The organism is Psychrobacter sp. CR212, assembly GCF_059693765.1.
In genome coordinates this window covers 476,337-490,317 of record NZ_JCATIF010000001.1, presented here as the reverse complement: position 1 = coordinate 490,317, position 13,981 = coordinate 476,337, and the positions used below count along the sequence as shown (strand labels likewise).

11 protein-coding genes, 2 pseudogenes and 1 other annotated feature are annotated in these 13,981 nt (G+C 41.2%); of the genes and pseudogenes, 6 read left to right on the top strand and 7 right to left on the bottom strand.

From position 1 onward, the window contains the following. Positions 1 to 342: 342 nt before the first annotated feature. The 3 genes and pseudogenes from AC58CZ_RS02135 to AC58CZ_RS02125 all read right to left on the bottom strand — a co-directional run. Complete coding sequence (locus AC58CZ_RS02135) at positions 343 to 1,464, bottom strand: DUF4172 domain-containing protein (protein ID WP_494223466.1); 1,122 nt, start codon at positions 1,462 to 1,464, stop codon at positions 343 to 345. 218 nt (positions 1,465 to 1,682) lie between these two features. After that, complete coding sequence (locus AC58CZ_RS02130) at positions 1,683 to 1,997, bottom strand: putative quinol monooxygenase (protein ID WP_058024906.1); 315 nt, start codon at positions 1,995 to 1,997, stop codon at positions 1,683 to 1,685. A gap of 143 nt (positions 1,998 to 2,140) precedes the next feature. Next, positions 2,141 to 2,262, bottom strand: a pseudogene (locus AC58CZ_RS02125) (metal-sensing transcriptional repressor); the annotation flags it as partial. A gap of 250 nt (positions 2,263 to 2,512) precedes the next feature. Between AC58CZ_RS02125 and AC58CZ_RS02120 the strand changes: the two are divergent. The 3 genes from AC58CZ_RS02120 to AC58CZ_RS02110 all read left to right on the top strand — a co-directional run bounded on the left by AC58CZ_RS02120 (position 2,513) and on the right by AC58CZ_RS02110 (position 6,604). Beyond that, positions 2,513 to 4,324, top strand: a complete 1,812-nt coding sequence (locus AC58CZ_RS02120) for a monovalent cation:proton antiporter-2 (CPA2) family protein (protein ID WP_493921444.1) — start codon at positions 2,513 to 2,515, stop codon at positions 4,322 to 4,324. Positions 4,325 to 4,602: 278 nt separating this feature from the next. After that, positions 4,603 to 5,598, top strand: coding sequence for an alcohol dehydrogenase catalytic domain-containing protein (locus AC58CZ_RS02115; RefSeq protein WP_493921445.1), 996 nt, complete (start codon positions 4,603 to 4,605; stop codon positions 5,596 to 5,598). Beyond that, positions 5,588 to 6,604 carry a zinc-binding dehydrogenase gene (locus AC58CZ_RS02110; RefSeq protein ID WP_493921446.1) on the top strand — a complete coding sequence of 339 codons (1,017 nt, stop codon included), beginning with the start codon at positions 5,588 to 5,590 and terminating at the stop codon, positions 6,602 to 6,604. Before AC58CZ_RS02115 ends, AC58CZ_RS02110 begins: the two co-directional genes overlap by 11 nt. A gap of 14 nt (positions 6,605 to 6,618) precedes the next feature. On the opposite strand, the gene AC58CZ_RS02105 is transcribed toward AC58CZ_RS02110, so the two are convergent. After that, entirely contained in the window at positions 6,619 to 7,518 is a 900-nt protein-coding gene (locus tag AC58CZ_RS02105; RefSeq protein WP_491359122.1) for a LysR substrate-binding domain-containing protein, read from the bottom strand. A 134-nt stretch (positions 7,519 to 7,652) separates the two neighbouring features. Between AC58CZ_RS02105 and AC58CZ_RS02100 the strand changes: the two genes are divergently transcribed. The 3 genes from AC58CZ_RS02100 (at position 7,653) to AC58CZ_RS02090 (ending at position 9,770) form a co-directional block, all read left to right on the top strand. After that, positions 7,653 to 8,393 carry an SDR family NAD(P)-dependent oxidoreductase gene (locus tag AC58CZ_RS02100; protein WP_494223467.1) on the top strand — a complete coding sequence of 247 codons (741 nt, stop codon included), beginning with the start codon at positions 7,653 to 7,655 and terminating at the stop codon, positions 8,391 to 8,393. A gap of 73 nt (positions 8,394 to 8,466) precedes the next feature. Continuing rightward, on the top strand, positions 8,467 to 9,465 hold the full coding sequence (locus tag AC58CZ_RS02095; protein ID WP_494223468.1) for a zinc-binding alcohol dehydrogenase family protein: 999 nt from the start codon (positions 8,467 to 8,469) through the stop codon (positions 9,463 to 9,465). 20 nt (positions 9,466 to 9,485) lie between these two features. After that, the gene (locus tag AC58CZ_RS02090; protein WP_075107531.1) at positions 9,486 to 9,770 is read left to right on the top strand and encodes a putative quinol monooxygenase; all 285 of its coding nucleotides are present in this window, start codon (positions 9,486 to 9,488) and stop codon (positions 9,768 to 9,770) included. 290 nt (positions 9,771 to 10,060) lie between these two features. Here the strand turns inward: AC58CZ_RS02090 and AC58CZ_RS02085 are convergent. The 3 genes and pseudogenes from AC58CZ_RS02085 to AC58CZ_RS02075 form a co-directional block, all read right to left on the bottom strand. Next, positions 10,061 to 11,229: pseudogene (locus tag AC58CZ_RS02085) on the bottom strand (IS3 family transposase). After that, positions 10,838 to 10,954: a sequence feature (AL1L pseudoknot), on the bottom strand. Its footprint overlaps the pseudogene before it by 117 nt. Before the next feature lie 304 nt (positions 11,230 to 11,533). Beyond that, a complete protein-coding gene (locus AC58CZ_RS02080; RefSeq protein ID WP_494223469.1) occupies positions 11,534 to 13,117 on the bottom strand; it encodes a Fic family protein in 1,584 nt (527 codons plus the stop codon). A 164-nt stretch (positions 13,118 to 13,281) separates the two neighbouring features. Next, on the bottom strand, positions 13,282 to 13,878 hold the full coding sequence (locus AC58CZ_RS02075; RefSeq protein WP_494223470.1) for a recombinase family protein: 597 nt from the start codon (positions 13,876 to 13,878) through the stop codon (positions 13,282 to 13,284). Positions 13,879 to 13,981 lie beyond the last annotated feature (103 nt).

Sequence of the window (13,981 nt, the reverse complement as noted above, 5' to 3'; positions counted from 1 at the left end):
TTTATAAATCAACACTAAAATGATAATGCACATTTATCACATAGGAGTAAGACATCTTGCTTTATTTTCTACAACCAATAACTGCACAGTAGATGTATAACAAAGTCTAAGCGCTTTTATCATCTTGAGCAATCAGCTTGGGCTCTATGTTGGTCTCCTGTACATACAAAAAAGATCTTGTAGATGCAACCCTCTTATAAAGTTAAGACTTCCTTATCGTATCGAATATTTTAGACATTCATAATGGAACTACTCATATTATGTCACTGAATGGGTTGTCTCTATTACCGCTTATTTGTATACTTTATTGCTGCCATAGCAGACTTGAACAATATAGTTTTATCATAAAACCAACTCATAACTCGTACTGCGCCCTGATGCTACAGATTTTTGCATCATATCCTTCTCTATTAAATCATTAATATCTCGTAGTGCCGTGTCTATAGAACACTTAGTCATGGTCGCCCATTTTTTAGTGGTGAGTTTGCCATAAAAATCAGTCAGCAAAATATTTAACATCTTCACTTGCCTATCATTTAAAGCATGCTGTCGATGCGTCTGCCAAAAGCCTGCCTTATTGATAATTTTATCCGTGGTTTCTTGAGCTATAATGAGGGATTGCTCTAGCGTTTGCAAAAACCACACCAGCCAATCCGTGATATCTTTATCACCTTTTTGCGTACGTTCTAATATTTTGTAATAGTCGTTGCGCTGTTTGAGAATTTGCGCTGACATACTATAAAAGCGTTGGGCACTGTTATCGCTTTTTGCCAGCATTCGTTCTGTGAGTGCTCGTGTTAGTCGTCCGTTTCCATCATCAAATGGATGCAGAGTCACAAACCATAAATGAGTAACACCTGCTTTTATGACCAAATCTATATCGTCTTGCTTATTTGACGAAGTATTAAACCATAATAGAAATTTGTCTAGCTCATCTGGCAACCTATCTGCACTGGGGGCAACAAAATGAACCTGCTCACGACCATACCCACCGGACACTACTTGCATTGGTCCTTTACTATCATCACGGATACTGCCTGCTTGAATACGATAAAGCCCACTATATCCATTTGGAAATAATGCTCGATGCCATCCGAGTAGATCATCTAATAATAACGGTTGTTGATAACGATAGGTGGCACTTAGCATCATATCTACCACTGCATCGATCTCACGAGTAGTGGTTGGCATACTGGCATTATCCAGCCCTAAGTGCCGCGCAACTGAAGAACGAACTTGCTCATCATTTAGCGTCTCACCTTCTATCTCAGAAGTTTTGATAATCTCTAAGGTCACCGCATCTAATTGTGCCTCAACATTCAGATCGAACCCTAGTGTTAGTAGCTTTCCTAATAAATGGCCTTGTAATATCCGCACACGACTGACGAATGGCAATAGCTTCTTGTCCGACCATTGCCATTCAGTCCAATTTGAGTGCTCATGAATATAAGTAGTATGCTTCATACGTTCCCCAGAGATATGCAGAGATTAGAACGGTAATCTCCTTAGATTATGCAGAGAATAAGCAGTAGAAACAATACGTAGAAATTCAAAAACGATAATAGCAGACGTAATAAGAATAGATTCTCAACGAACACACATAGTTTTTTTGTTCTGAGAAGAGCTTGAATGGTAGAGGGTGCTGCCTTTCATTCAAAATTTCAGGCAGCACCCTCATACACTTAAGCGTCGGTATGACCTGGTAGTTTACTAGCCAAAACATCTACTTTTTCAATAGACGGTGGCTCTGAAAATAGCTCATCGGCCTGATCCATCAAAGCAGCTGCAACCTTACCAGATAAATGTGCTTGGCGACCCGCCTCATCAGGAAATGCATCAAAAATACCAAATGTTGTAGGTCCAAGACGTAGGCCAAACCACGCAACTGTCGCAGGTTCTTCCATTACAATAGGTAAACCGCCTTTAAGGAAAGCTTCCACTTCGTCTTCTTTACCCGGTTTAGCTTCAAGACGGACATATAAAGCTGTTTTAAGCATGACTAAAACTCCACAATTGATTAGAATGAAAACTGATTCTGACATTTCTAATGTATGCATGTCAGACAGTTTTGTCGTATAAAAGTTAAAAAAATTTCCCATAGCTGAGCTAAAATCTGGGTTTTTATTTCGACATAATACTATTGTTGCAGAATTGCACCATATTCCACATTGTCTTCTAACGCTTTTTCAATCGCTTGCGTCTGACCTTTGATCTTTCTGACACGTCGCAGAATCTTTTTTTGTCTTCAACCTCATTAGGCATCAGACCTCCTTATTTGCTAGCATTAATACTATGGTACCCCATAGTATAAAAAAGCAATATTTTTTATAAACCTTAAAAATTTAGGTAGTGTTTCAAATGCAGTGATAAAATTATCCCTTTGATTACTTGAAATTCGGGTATAGTGAATACCCAACTGTTTCAACTAACTACAAACCTGTTACACTTGTGTTTTAAATCTACTTTCTATGCTTGAAGTGTCAACAAACTCTATACAGAATCTGAGAAATATATGAGTGCAGAAGCCACATCTATCAACCTCCTATCCCCTGTCATACTGCTCACAGCGGCAGTGATTTCAGTCCCCTTAATCAAGCGCCTAGGATTAAGCTCGGTATTGGGATATTTAATTGCAGGATTAATTATTGGTCCATTTGGACTAGCGTTTTTCTACGATTCTGCGTCCATTCTGCATGTTGCTGAGCTTGGTATTGTGATGTATCTGTTTGTGATTGGACTAGAAATGCGTCCATCGTATTTATGGAGTTTAAGAAAAGAAATTTTTGGATTAGGCACATTACAGATTAGTGCCTGTTCATTGGGGCTAATGGCGGTAGGCTTGGCCTATGGCTATTCTTGGCAAGTGAGTTTTGTGTGTGCTGCAGGCTTTGTACTCACCTCGACTGCAATTGTGATGCAACTTTTGGGAGATCGTGGAGACATTGCTCAACCACGAGGACAAAAAATTGTCTCGATCCTGCTTTTTGAAGATTTATTGATTGTCCCTTTATTGGCAATTGTCGCTTTTATCGCACCAAATCAAGTTGTTGAAAGTACTTCCGCGCGTTTGCAGAGCATTGGGATTGGTTTAATATCAATTGCAGGTTTAATCGCTGCAGGCTATTGGTTGCTTAACCCTTTATTTCGTTTATTAGCCGCAGCCAAAGCCCGTGAAGTCATGACTGCAGCAGCACTCTTAGTGGTACTCGGCGCAGCATTACTGATGCAAGTTAGTGGCTTATCGATGGCAATGGGGGCATTCCTTGCAGGGGTATTACTCTCCGAATCCACTTTTCGCCATGAGATTGAAGCAGATATTGAACCGTTTCGTGGCATATTGCTCGGATTATTTTTTCTGGGCGTAGGCATGTCATTAGACGTTAACGTCATAAAAAATAACTGGGCGTTAATTTTAAGTGCTGTAATTGTGCTGATGTTTGTCAAAGCATCCATCATTTATCTGACTGCACGCTTGGCCAAAAGTTCACACTCTGAAGCACTCGATCGCGCATTACTAATGGCTCAAGGGGGGGAGTTTGCTTTTGTACTCTTTGCTGCCGCCTTGAGTGCTCAAATCATTAGTGCTGAGGAAAGCTCAAACCTGACTGCGATTGTAATCTTGTCGATGATTTTGACCCCGATTGTTGGCATTCTATTTAAACGTTTTACCCAAACTAAAGAACAAACTTCTTTAGAAAATGTCCGTGTTGCTGAAGGACTTTCTGGAAAAGTACTGATGATTGGTTTCGGTCGTTTTGGACAAGTCTCCAGTCAATTATTGCTTGCTCGAGGCATTGATGTGTCCATCATTGATAATGATATCGACATGATTCAAAACGCTGAAAGATTTGGATTTAAAATTTATTATGGCGATGGTTCTCGTTTAGATATTTTACATGCCTCTGGAGCAGATACGGCTGAAGCCATTGTTGTTTGCGTAGACCACAAAGAAACGACGAATAAGATCGTAGAGTTGGTGCAAAATGAATTTCCTATGGCCAAGTTACTGGTTCGCTCTTATGACCGTGAGCATGCGCTGCATTTAGTAAAACAAAATGTGGATTACATGATACGCGAAACCTTCGAGTCGGCAATGCTATTTGGCGGTGCAATTTTAGAAGAACTGGGTGTTGACCAGAGTGATGTTGAAGACATTAGCCAAGAAATCCGAGAACTAGACAAAGAACGTTTTGGAACTGAAACTGCAGCAGATGATGTCTATGCTGGTATCGGCTTGCAATATACAGGACCGCGTCCGACTGCACCTTTAATTAAACCAAAGCAAACAGGGCAAATTCTAAATGAAGATGGCTCTCAACCTTGACTACTCCACCGGCAATATTCCCCCCGATTGATGAAAGCTCGGTTATATAAAGACCAATTGGTTGTACGATAAATTTTAGGTGCAGGATTATTCATTTGAAAATTATATTGTGGAATAAGCCTTAGAAATAGTTTTGTGCAACAAAGCCTATCTTTAGTGAGCGGATGATATTTATTATTCATTATTTAGGAATTATTAAATCCTATAAATATCATTTATTGGATTAATTTACTTTGGTATTGTGCATATCATCCCCCAGTTAAGAATAAGGAACAACTATGAATAAGATGATGAATGCGCTTATCCTAGAAAATTTTGGTGATCATGAATTTAAACGTGTAGAACTCCCTATACCTCAACCAGAGGCTGGGCAAGTTCTGGTACGTATTCATGCGAGTGGTGTAAACCCTATTGATTATAAAATTCGTCTTGGTGAAGCACCGTATGCTATGCCAGAGCTTCCTGCCGTATTGGGAACGGATATGGCTGGGGTTGTAACTGCTGTTGGTGAAGGTGTCACCCACTTCAACGTCGGAGATGAAGTTTACGGTCTGATTGGTGGCGTTCGTGGTCTTCAAGGATCTTTAGCAGAATATGTTGCAGTAGATGCTGATCTGATCGCATTAAAGCCACGGAATATCTCTATGCGCGAGGCAGCAGTACTACCATTGACGTTCCTCACCGCTTGGGAAGGTTTAGTGGATAATGCGAAGGTCCAACCAGGGCAAACTGTACTGGTTCAAGGTGGTGCTGGTGGCGTTGGTTATATGGCGGTTCAGCTTGCAAAAGCACTTGATGCAAATGTTTGGGCGACTGGTCGTACAGCTGATCAATCACTGATTTCAGAACTCGGTGCAACACCTCTCGATTACACAACAGCATCTTCCGATGACATTATTGCTGCAAGCCCTGAGGGTCAAGGTTTTAACATTGTTTACGACACTGTGGGTGGTCCAGTACTCGAAGCTTCACTTTCCATGACGACTCACTATGGCCACATCACCAGCTGTGCTGCATTTGGCAATCATAATTTAGCGAATTCATCTCTACGGTGTGCCACAGTGTCTGGCGTATTCGTCCTAATGCCGACGTTAACAGGCAATCGCCGTTCTCATCATGGTGATGTCCTTAAGACCGCGACTCGTCTCGTTGAGGAAGGTAAACTGCGTGCTATTGTTGATCCTCGTCATTTTACTCTAGACCAAGCGATTGAGGCTCATGATGCTGTTCAAGATCGCTCTGCGAATATTAAGGTAGTTATCGATGTCATTTAACGCACTTCAGGCCAAGACTTGGCGCTTCAATTGTATTGGAGATACAGATGTTCTGACATTAGAAACACTTCCTGTTGCTTTACCAGCCGCAGGAGAAGTTCTAATACAGATGAAAACGATCGGACTCAACCGAGCTGATGTAATGTTTCGGCGTGGTACTTATATTCAAAAGGCCGTATTCCCTTCTCGTCTGGGATATGAGGGAGCAGGCATAGTTCTTGCGGTAGGTGAAGGTGTACGCCAATTTTCTCCAGGAGATGCAGTATCGATTCTTCCGACTGACAATCTAGCCAAATATGGGACATATGCGGACAAGCTTCTGATTCCAGAAAATTTTTTAGTTCACAAACCCGATAGTTTAAGCTGGGAAGAAGCGTCTTCAATCTGGATGCAGTATTTAACGGCTTGGGGTGGTGTAATCCATGCTGGTGGATTATCGAAAGGAAAAACGATCTTGATCACAGCAGCTTCAAGTAGCGTAGGACTAGCTGCGATACAGATAGCTGAAGCAGCGGGTACTAAGGTCATTGCAAGTACACAGACGATAGAGAAAAAGCAACGTTTACTGGATCTCGGTGTTAAAGATGTTATAGCCAGTGAAGATGAACCCGATTTGTATGAGGCGCTTGTTTCACGTTTGGGTGGAGAACATCTTGATGTCGCCTTCGATGCTGTAGGAGGGCCACATATCGAACAGATTGCAAAAGCGATGTCTGTGGCAGGAACTATGGTTATGCATGGTGCACTTAGCCCGGAGAACACACCATTTCCCCTTAAAATTGCATTACGCAAGAGCTTAACCATGCGAGGTTTTTTGTTCCTTGAGGTTCTCCATGACCCTGTTCTAAGGGAGCAAGCCAGACGATTTATTCTGAGCAGTATAGGTGCAGGATATCTTCGTCCAGTGATCGACCGTTGCTTTAACTTTGAGGACATGCATGACGCTCAGCGCTATCTTGAATCAAATCAGCAAATAGGAAAAATTGTAGTTACTCTAGATACATGATGGTCTTATCTGATTCAGGTTTCTATATGGCCCAGCACTTCCACTAAGTAATCAAACAATGCTCGGATTCGCAAAGGTGTCGGGCCTCGCTGTGGACGATATAAATACAGGCGCCAAACGGGAGAGGTTTCCTCATGAAGTATATGAATGAGCTTACCACTCCTAAGCCACGGCAAAACTAGAAATCCAGGCATGTGTCCGAATCCAACGCCAGCGAGAATAGCTTGAAATTCAGCTTCTAGATCATCTGTAATAAAACGAGGCTTTGATGGCGTGAAGCTTCGACTTTCGGTGAATGTCCATGGCCAGTAACGCCCTGTTTTATGATCGAATAGTGCTGTTAGAGGGTATTTATCAAGGTCAATAATTTTTTTGGGCATTCCAACCTTATCAATTAACTCTGGAGTACCCACAGAATAAAATTTTACTTTAGCCAATTCCCTTGCCACATATCGATTGTCCGGCAAAAATCCAAATCTGATCCCGATATCTATCCGCTCATCGATCACATCCGAGTGTGAATCTGTTAGCACACAATCCACGACAATATCTGGATAACGTGTGGCAAATTCTGCTAGTGCAGGTACTACCAATTTACGCCCTAACACAGACGACACAGTAAGGCGGACAGTCCCACTCATTTCATCTCGTTTTTCCTTGGTGTCTTTTACAAGCAAAGCATCGATCGATTCCACCGCAAGACGTGCTTGCTTTGCCAGACGCTCACCATCAGCGGTAATTTTAATTTGTCGAGTACTCCTGTAAAACAGAATCTCTCCGCGCTGCTCTTCTAGCTCTTTTATTGCCCGTGTCACTACCTGTGGGGAAATACCCAGCTGAGTTGCTGCCTCTTTAAAATTTCGAGATTCTGCTGCGACACAAAAGATACGCATCATTTCCAATTTGTTCTGCATGTCCAATCCTATGTTATGGTAATTATTCCGTAAATAGGAATTCTGAAAGATAATATTATTCATTTATTATACCTAACAAGGCTGTAATACTTAACCCTCAAATATAATTGACAGATAGGTTGAAGGTTACTTGTATGAATAATATAGAAAATAAAGTTATTGTTATCACTGGTGCAAGTAGTGGTTTAGGTGAAGCTACTGCTCGCTTACTTGCTAAAAAAGGTGCAAAGGTTGTCATTGGTGCTAGACGTACTGAAAAATTAGAGGCTATTGTTCACGACATTCGTGCTGAAGGTGGTCAAGCTGAATTTATTGGTGTGGATGTAACCAAACCACATGAAGTGAAAGCACTTATTGAAAAGGCATTAAGCGCATTTGGTCAAATCGATGTATTGGTAAACAATGCTGGATTGATGTCTATTGCACCATTAAGTGAGCTAAAAGTTGATGAATGGGATCGTATGATCGACATTAATATTAAAGGTGTTCTTTATGGAATAGCAGCTACCCTACCTGTTTTCCAAAAACAAAACTTTGGACACTTTATTAACCTCTCATCTGTTGCAGGGGTAAAAGTATTTAGTCCAGGAGGTACTGTTTATAGCGGTACTAAGTTTGCTGTAAGAGCCATCTCAGAAGGCCTTCGTCATGAAGTTGGGGAAACAATTAGAACGACTACTATTGAGCCTGGTGCAATTGAGTCAGAACTAAAATTCGGTTCTTCTCATAAAGAAAGTTCAGAGTTTGTTACTGATTTCTACAAACAAGCCATACCAGCTGACTCAGTCGCTCGAGCAATTGCTTATGCAATTGAACAGCCTGCGGATGTAGATATTAATGAAATTGTTTTGCGCCCAACGAGCCAAGAGTTTTAATGATTGAATAACATAAAATGGGAGCACTTCGCTCCCATTTTTACTATATTTTTTTAAAGTTGAGGACATATCTATGAAAGCCGTATCGTATGTTATAAACAACCATGATGATTTTAAAAATTCATTGGTAGATATTGAAAAAGCGAAGCCTACGCTTAAGGAGCGTGATGTACTGGTAAAAGTTCAGACAATCTCTGTGAATCCAGTTGATACTAAAGTGAGAAAAAATTCGTCTGAAGCAAATAATCGTATTTTAGGTTGGGATGCCGTTGGGGAAATTATTGAAGTTGGCTCAAAAGTTACCTCGTTTAAAGTAGGGGACTCTGTTTGGTATGCTGGCGATTTAACCCGAGATGGTAGTAATGCTGAGTATCAAGCAGTCGATGAACGAATTATCAGTCTTAAACCAACTACAGTATCTAATGCAGAAGCAGCAGCATTGCCATTAACTGCCATAACGGCATGGGAAATGCTGTTTGATCGGCTTCAAATTTCAGAAACAGAAGTTGGCAGTATTCTAATTATTGGTGGTGCAGGCGGTGTAGGATCAATCGCTATTCAACTCCTAAAAGCAAAAACAAATCTGACCGTTATAGCAACAGCTTCACGTGAAGAAACGAAATCATGGGTGGAATCACTTGGTGCCGACCATGTCATTGATCATAGCAAAGATTTAAATGCACAAATCGAGACACTAGGCATTGAAAAACCAAAATACGTATTCTCTACCAATCATACAGAAACCTATATCAAGCAAATAGTTTCTCTGATTGCACCACAAGGCAAGCTTGGATTGATCGATGATCCACAAACATTTGATATTATGCCGTTTAAGACTAAATCTATTTCTATCCATTGGGAATTGATGTTCACCCGTTCAATGTATGAAACCGATGATATTGAAAAGCAAGGTGATCTATTGCAACAGGTTGCCCAATTAGTTGACCAGCAAAAAATTAGAAGTACCCTCAACCAAAATCTAGGCAAAATTAACGCTGCAAACTTGGAGAAGGCGCATAAGTTACTTGAATCAGGCAAGTCAAAAGGCAAAATTGTACTAGAAAACTTCTAAAACAAATTCAAGGTGAAATAATGACTATTTCAATAATTGCGAACTTTAAGGCAAAATCAGATCAAAAAGAGACGTTAGAAGCGCTTTTAAAAAGTGTAATAGAGCCTACGCTTCAAGAAGAAGGGTGCTTGAAATATGAACTTTATATTAGCGAAAATGACTCGAGTAGATATTTCTTCTTAGAAGAATGGCGTAGCAGGGAGGATTTAGATATCCATATGGCCACTGATTATATTCAAAGTTTATTTGGTAATATCCAATCGCTCATTGAATCAAGTGATATTGTAGAAATCAAAAAAATATAGCTGTATAGTCAATCCACTATAAAAGCGTTACAGCGTTAACCTTGCTTGAAGTATGACAGATACATCTGCACTCGGCTGCCTTGTACCACTCTCAAATTGGATTAACTATATTCGGACATTATGATGAAGTATTCTTCAAATTAACATAGAAACTTAGAAAGCTAACAAAAAATGGGAGCTATAAGCTCCTATTTTTTGAGTGAACCGCCCCGACTATATCGGAGAGTGGATTGCTTGAGTCAGTCAGCTTTGTCTGACTCACTAAGACTATCATAGTATCGTCTCTCAAACTAAAAAGGCGACACATAACCAATTTTACTATGCAAACGGGTTTTGTTAAACCAATCGACCCATTCAAGGGTTGCCAGTTCAACATCGTTCCCACCAGTCCAGTTTTGCTTTAAATAATGAATCACCTCGGTTTTCTACAGCCCGTTAACCTTTTCAGCCAACGCATTGTCGTATGAATCACTTTTGGTACCAACAGAGGCAATGACGCCAGCATCAGCCATTTTATCAGTATAGCGAATAGATAAGTACTGAACCCCTCGATCACTGTGATGAATGACATCTTTGGGATGGTTTCTATCTGCTATTGCTTGGTTCAATACCGCCATTACCATATCAGTATTCATACGATTAGAGACTTTCCAGCCCACAATAGCGCGGGCAAACACATCAATGATAAAAGCGGTATAGACCCAGCCGCACGTTGTTTTGATATAAGTAAAGTCAGCAACCCACAGCTGATTGGGTTGACGTGCATTAAAGTTACGATTGACTAAGTCATCAGCGCGTTTTTGGTCGTCACGGCTGTTGGTGGTAATCTTGCCTCTGCCACGCCAGATGCCTTGTAGGCCATACTGCTTCATTAATCGCTCTACGGTACACCGAGCAACCTTTAACTCGTCAGCTTTCATTTGCTGCCAGACTTTACACGCACCGTAACGGCATTTGCTGTCCTGCCAAATACGTTTAGTCTCATTAAGGTAGAAATCGTCATGCTGACTACGCTGTGAACGTTTTTCAGGCGTTTCTCCTAGCTCTTTAGCCCGATAATAGGTTGATGGGGCAATCGGTAATACTCTACAGATCAGCTCGACCCCATAACTACCTCTATAGTCATCAATAAACTGAACCATTATCTGGGTGGACGGCCCTTCTCCGCCTGGACTTCAAGACCAGCAGCTTTCCTGATGATCTCATTGGCTTGCTTGAGCGCTTTATTCTCGCGCTCGAGATCCTTAATACGCTGCTCTTGACTTTGAGCTTGCAAATTTGCAGGAATGGTTTGGTCTATGTGCTTTTTATGCCAGGAGCGTAGAGTTTCAGGTGTGCAGCCAATCTTAGAGGCAATGGCTTGAGTCGCCGACCAGTTGGAGGGATAGTCGCTCGACGCTTCAATCAGCATACGGACGGCGCGTTCTTTAATCTCAGGAGTGTAGGTTTGTCTTTTCATTGTCGTATTCTCTTGGAGCGTTGAGCCTTCGACAATACCGGGGCGGTTCAAATACTCAAATACTCAAATACTCAAATACTCAAAATTATTTTGAGGATCTGTAATAATCCTGCCAAATAAAAGTGGTCTGTTATCAAAGTTCCTCTAATATATTCTGTTTAAGTAAGAAAAATATTGATTACGTTTCAAGTTACAGTATTTTAGCCGAATCTTTTATAAACGAATCATTATCGCAACGATGATACTAACACCAGCTCAAGCTTAATTGCTAAGGCAGATTTTCCTGCGTATAGCAGGATTTGTTCTAACTATTCAAACCATCTGCTTCATTTTTAAAGATTTCTACAACCACAGAGAAAATATCGTCCCAAACCTCATCATTTGCCAAAAACGGATAATCTTTCAGTAGCTTATTACTTTTAATACCCTTATTTTGTAGCATGCTGCGAATGATTCTATCGGCATAGCTGTTGGGCATCTCAACAATCTCTTTTATCGCCAGTCGTGCATGGTCATGCTTTCTTAGGTACTGTGACTCGTTATGCATCTCTTTTTCAATAACATGAGCAATGAGTCCTGATAAGTACTGAACGTGAGGCGTTAGATCCATAAAGCGCCATGCAGGTTGAATGAGGTGAGTGTTTTCAAAATTTAAGTTTGAGCGAATACCATCAGGGTAGGTAACTGCCTTTTTATCAAAGCTGTAATGATCACGGATTTGCTTCATAAGCGGCACAGAGACTCGGTCTAAAATCTTATCATAGGCATGACGGTCTGAGGGATGCTCAGCAATGGCTTGTGATATAGGTAGGATAATCGGCTCATGAGTGATTTGGTCTCGTCTGAGGACATCATTAATCAAAAAGCGATGTACGCGGCCATTGCCATCCGCTAGCGGATGAATATACACAAAGGCAAAGGAGTCAACAGCACTACGCATCAGTGCTGATTGTCCCTCAGTCTTTTCCATAAATACCCGTAACCCTGCTAGCTTGTTAGCAATGTCATCAGCAGGTGGCGCAATATAGTGCACAATCTCTTTAAAGCCATTGACCTGAGTATGCGACACAAAAACTGGTGATTGACGGACACCATACTGCTGGATAACTGTTTTGCTACCGAGTATCTCTTGTTGCAACTCTGCTAGTGATTCAGGATCAAGCGGAATGTCACCGGTACCGGTACGCCGTGCCATCACATCGGCAAAACGTTCAATACGTTTTAACTCTTTTCCCTCACCTTCTATGGTAAAGCTGGCTTTACTCTCTCGTAGTGTCATCCATACGGAGGCGCGCATCAGTAAGTCTTGCCCAAATTCATCGTTAAGTTTGTCAACCATCGTGGCAATATCGAGTGCAGCTGCTTGCGTAAAGGCCTCTGTTTTCACCAGCATCGGACAGAAATGACGAGTCCCTGCTAGATTGTCATTGATACGCCAGCGGGCGTTCTTAATAACCTGCGAAGGACTTGAAGTAACCAATTTCTTGGTATCCAAAGCATCCACATAGTTACCGCCTATATTGCTCGGTACCTCTAAACGCTCATCCATAAGCCATTCATATAAGAAAGCCATTCTACGGGCATAGCTGCCTGTCGGCTCAGCGTTTACCCATGCTTGCACGTCATTTGCCCCTATCTGCTCAAATAGACGAACCAGTAACTCTAAACTCAGTACTTCATGACGCATGTGAAACTGTAAGTGCGCAATGGTAGTGTCCAGTGGACGCGCGGTTTCCTGATAAGCGTTATGAATGACATCACCGTCTTTATAGGTTTGTCTGCGCCCACCGATACTGCTGCTGACATATAAAGGGGACACCAGCTCTATGCTGGCATAATGGACAAGCCATGCTGCGCCAATAGGATCTGAGATAGGGGTATTCATCATGAGTGGCTCAAGCGATTATAGATAAGCCATTTTGCGTAAAAACAATTATGAATGCAATATAATGATTATAATGAAGCATTATTGCATTAAAACGATTTTCGTATGACATTGCGATTCCTTTAAATCAAGACCAAAGGTCACGTTGAGTCGATATTTAAAATACCTCAGCTATTGACCTGCTTTAAGACACGATAAACGGTAGCTACGCCAACACCAACCGCCTTAGCGATCTCTTCTTTTGTCATATTGTTTTGACTGGCCAATGCTTTAATACGATTGTATTTTGCGGTATTGGCTTTCTTACCAGTGGGTTTATAGCCACTGTTGGCCAATCCTTGTTTAATGCGCTCTCTACGCTTGTCATTATCAAGCTTTGCCATGGTCGCTAATAAATCGATCAGCATATCGTTAATCACTTTTAGGATCTCACCTGTCATACCGTCACTCATCGTATGTGTGGTTGGTAGATCAGCCACCACCAATCGTAAGCCCTTATCTTTAATACGCTGCTTTAGAATCGAAAAATCATCTTGAGATAGTCTGCTTAACCTATCCACGCTTTCAACCAATAAAATATCGCCTTGCTCGGCGTCCTTTAGCAACTTAGCTAATACTGGTCTATCGAGCTTTGTACCACTGAAGTGCTCAACGTAATCAACATAGCTATCACCATAGCGGCTACTGAAGGCAACCAAATCTACTAATGCTCTAGTAGCGTCTTGGTCCTTAGTGCTGGCTCTCACATAAATACGAACGGTCATAACGCCCCTCTATTACTTAGACTTAATAATTGATGTTCATTGATAATAGCAAGATATTACTATCATTTAAGATCAAAAAAAGTCAAATGATAGCTCAATTATC

Excerpts from the sequence above, each read along its gene's own strand:
- AC58CZ_RS02090 (WP_075107531.1), top strand. The coding sequence starts at position 9,486 with ATGACTATTTCAATAATTGCGAACTTTAAGGCAAAATCAGATCAAAAA.
- AC58CZ_RS02130 (WP_058024906.1), bottom strand. The coding sequence starts at position 1,997 with ATGCTTAAAACAGCTTTATATGTCCGTCTTGAAGCTAAACCGGGTAAA.
- AC58CZ_RS02110 (WP_493921446.1), top strand. The coding sequence starts at position 5,588 with ATGTCATTTAACGCACTTCAGGCCAAGACTTGGCGCTTCAATTGTATT.
- AC58CZ_RS02115 (WP_493921445.1), top strand. The coding sequence starts at position 4,603 with ATGAATAAGATGATGAATGCGCTTATCCTAGAAAATTTTGGTGATCAT.
- AC58CZ_RS02135 (WP_494223466.1), bottom strand. The coding sequence starts at position 1,464 with ATGAAGCATACTACTTATATTCATGAGCACTCAAATTGGACTGAATGG.
- AC58CZ_RS02080 (WP_494223469.1), bottom strand. The coding sequence starts at position 13,117 with ATGATGAATACCCCTATCTCAGATCCTATTGGCGCAGCATGGCTTGTC.
- AC58CZ_RS02100 (WP_494223467.1), top strand. The coding sequence starts at position 7,653 with ATGAATAATATAGAAAATAAAGTTATTGTTATCACTGGTGCAAGTAGT.
- AC58CZ_RS02120 (WP_493921444.1), top strand. The coding sequence starts at position 2,513 with ATGAGTGCAGAAGCCACATCTATCAACCTCCTATCCCCTGTCATACTG.
- AC58CZ_RS02105 (WP_491359122.1), bottom strand. The coding sequence starts at position 7,518 with ATGCAGAACAAATTGGAAATGATGCGTATCTTTTGTGTCGCAGCAGAA.
- AC58CZ_RS02075 (WP_494223470.1), bottom strand. The coding sequence starts at position 13,878 with ATGACCGTTCGTATTTATGTGAGAGCCAGCACTAAGGACCAAGACGCT.
- AC58CZ_RS02095 (WP_494223468.1), top strand. The coding sequence starts at position 8,467 with ATGAAAGCCGTATCGTATGTTATAAACAACCATGATGATTTTAAAAAT.